Raw genomic sequence first — 3,323 nt, 5'->3', positions numbered from 1 at the left:
GCGAGCACGGGCTGCCGCAGTTCACGGTGGACGCCCACCGCGCGGTGGGCGATTTCGACCTGTTGGGCGTCAGCTTCGCCACCGAACTCGGGTATACCAACCTGCTGACGGCACTCGATCTTGCCGGGATCTCGTTGCACGCGGCCGAGCGCACCGACGCCGATCCGCTGGTCGTCGCGGGGGGGCATGCCGCCTTCAATCCCGAGCCGATCGCCACGTTCGTCGACGCCGTCGTGCTCGGCGACGGCGAGCAGGCCGTGCTGGGCATCACCGACGTGGTTCGCGCCTGGAAGGCGGCCGGGAGTCCCGGTGGCCGGGGCGAGCTGTTGCACCGGCTGGCCTGCCGGCGCCTGGTGTACGTGCCGGCGTTCTACGACGTCTCCTACCGGCCCGACGGCCGTATCCGGTCGGTCACCCGCAACCGGGACGACGTGCCGGCCCGGCCGAGCAAGCACACGCTGTCCGATCTCGACTCCTGGCCGTATCCGAAGGCTCCGCTGGTCCCGCTCGCCGAGACGGTGCACGAGCGGATGAGCGTGGAGATCTTCCGCGGCTGCACCCGGGGCTGCCGGTTCTGCCAAGCCGGGATGATCACCCGTCCGGTGCGTGAACGCAACATCGCCACCATCGGTGCGATGGTCGACGCGGGGCTGCGCGCGACGGGCTTCTCCGAGGTCGGCCTGCTGTCGTTGTCGAGCGCGGACCACACCGAGATCGGCGAGATCGCCACCGGTCTCGCCGACCGGTACGAGGGCGCCAACGTCTCGTTGAGTCTGCCGTCCACCCGGGTGGACGCCTTCAACGTCACGCTCGCGAACGAATTCTCCCGTAACGGCCGGCGTAGCGGGCTGACCTTCGCCCCCGAGGGCGGCTCCGAGCGGCTGCGTCGGGTCATCAACAAGATGGTCAGTGCCGAGGACCTGGTCCGCACCGTCAGCACCGCTTACGCTCACGGCTGGCGGCAGGTGAAGCTCTATTTCATGTGCGGCCTGCCGACCGAGACCGACGAAGACGTGCTGGAGATCGCCGACCTTGCCCGGGAGGTCATCCGGGCCGGTCGGCGGGTCAGCGGGCAGCGCGACATCCGCTGCACCGTGTCGATTGGCGGATTCGTGCCCAAGCCGCACACCCCGTTTCAGTGGGTGGGGCAGGCGCCGCACGAGGTGACCGACGCCCGGCTGAAGCTGCTCCGTGATGCTGTGCGCGCCGATCGTGAGGTGGGTCGGGCGATCGGTTTCCGTTACCACGACGGTCGGCCTGGCATCATCGAGGGCCTGCTGGCCCGCGGTGACCGCCGGGTGGGTGCGGTGATCGAACGGGTCTGGCGAGACGGCGGCCGCTTCGACGGCTGGAACGAGTACTTCTCGTTCGAACGCTGGGAGTCCGCGTGCGCGGCGGAGCTCGAACCGCTGGGGGTGTCGCTGGACTGGTTCACCACCCGCGAGCGTGACGAACGCGAGGTACTGGCCTGGGATCACCTCGACGCGGGCCTCGACCGGGACTGGCTGTGGGCTGATTGGCAGGATGCGCTGAGCGGGAATGAGCTCGATGACTGTCGCTGGACACCCTGCTACGACTGCGGGGTCTGTCCGACGATGGGCACCGACACCCAGATCGGCCCGACCGGACGTCGGCTGCTCCCCGTGCTTGCGGTGTCGAACCTCCAGGGCCCCGGGTCCGGGCAGGCTGAGCGACCGCAGCCGGCCATTCAACCCGATCCTGCGACCACGCCGCGGCTCGCCCCGGCTCCGGTGGGCAGTGGCGCGGCGACCTGAGGGGCCGCCGCCTCCGCCGGTGGTCGAACGGGTGCGACTTCGTTTCGCGAAGCGGGGCCGGCTGAGATTCCTCTCACATCGGGACGTGGCGCGCACGTTCGAGCGCGCATTGCGCCGCGCCGGGGTCCCGATGGCCTATTCGGCGGGATTCAGTCCGCATCCGCGGATCTCGTGGCTGGGTGCCGCGTCGACCGGGGCGGCCAGTGAGGCCGAATACGTCGAGCTGGCCCTGGCGGCCTCGGTCGATCCGGAGGCGCTGCGGGTCGGCCTAGACGCCGTTCTTCCGCCGGGGCTGGACGTGCTCGCGTGCCACCGGGCGGAAGGCGGCGGCCTCGCCGAGCGGATCGACGCCTCGCGGTGGTCGGTACGGTTGCCGGGTGCCTCCGGTCCGGAGGTCTCCGCCGCCGTGCGGGAGCTGTTGCGCCGCGACGTGGTCGAAGTTGAGCGGGCGACGAAGGACGGCCGGCGACGGTTCGATGTGCGCGCGGCAGTGGTCTCCGCCGTTTGCCGAGCAGAGAACGACACGTGTGCGATACTAGAGATGGTCGTGCGGCACACGACGCCCGCTGTACGACCAGACGACGTGCTGACCGCCCTAGGCGTGGTAGCCGGCCTGCGCTCGTCGGCGCCGCCCGAGCCCACCCGGCTCGAACAGGGCCGACTGTGTGAGGACGGCACTGTGGCGGACCCGCTGGCGCAGGACCGCAACGGCGCTGGCCGGCTGGTGGGTTGAACCTCAGCGTGTTGCAGGGCGTCGCAGGATTCCCCGGCGGTACCCGCGCCGGACCGAGACAGTGGCTTCTGCGCGGTCGCGACTGCATGAGCAGCGCGCCCGGGAGCCCGAGAGGCTTCTTAACCCGTGCCCGACGACGATCTGACCATCCAGACTGAATCCGAGCCCACCCGACCGGCGGCGCGTAGGCGCAGGGCCGCGGGACGAGCGGCAGGCCCACCCGTCGACGACCATGCCACCGCCGGGCCGAACGTGACCGATGTGGCGCCAGCCGGGAATCCGGTTCCGGACGACCCGGCCGTCGCACAGGTCCCGGGCGGGCCCCTTCCAGACGAGACCTCCGGCGATGCACCCTCGGTGCCGGCCGAGGGCCGGCGCCGTCGCCGGGACGCCGGTTCGACCACCCGCGCCCGGATGACCCGCGGCTCCGCCAGGGCCAGGATGGAACCGGCGGATACCACCGAAGCCGACGCTCCCTCGACCACCCCGGTCGGCGAACCAGGTCCGGTCGATAAACCCGTCACTGTCGAATCCGTCACTGTCGTCCCGGCCCGGGACGACACGGTGGAGGCCACCGAACCGGTGCCGGCGCGGCGCACCCGGGCGGCACGCAGCCGCCGCGCGGTGCGTGAGGTGACCGAGGTGCCGGTTGCCCCTCCCGCGGAGGACGCCCCTCCCGCGGAGGACGCCCCTCCCGCCGAGGACGCGCCGCGGGACGTCGTATCGCCGGACGTCGCTGCGAAGCCGAAACGGACCAGGGCCCGTCGTGCCATCTCCGGACTGATAACGCCCGCTGCCGCGGTGCCGGACCCGGC

The 3,323-nt window shown here is 71.5% G+C and carries 2 protein-coding genes and 1 pseudogene; all 3 read left to right on the top strand.

All coding sequences use genetic code 11. The annotated features are described in order from the left end of the window. Positions 1-1,775 (top strand): TIGR03960 family B12-binding radical SAM protein (locus AC08OO_RS16000; RefSeq protein WP_476618702.1); only part of this gene is annotated, 1,775 nt, incomplete at its 5' end. Further along, the gene (locus AC08OO_RS15995) at positions 1,759-2,508 is read left to right on the top strand and encodes a TIGR03936 family radical SAM-associated protein (RefSeq protein WP_476606691.1); all 750 of its coding nucleotides are present in this window, start codon (positions 1,759-1,761) and stop codon (positions 2,506-2,508) included. The genes AC08OO_RS16000 and AC08OO_RS15995, both read left to right, overlap by 17 nt. Positions 2,509-2,634: 126 nt before the next feature. Continuing rightward, positions 2,635-3,323: pseudogene (locus AC08OO_RS15990) on the top strand (ribonuclease E/G); the annotation flags it as partial.

Source organism: Frankia sp. CeCAU1, from assembly GCF_977971845.1.
The sequence above is the reverse complement of the archived record's forward strand: the minus strand, read 5'-3'. Positions and strand labels throughout refer to the sequence as shown.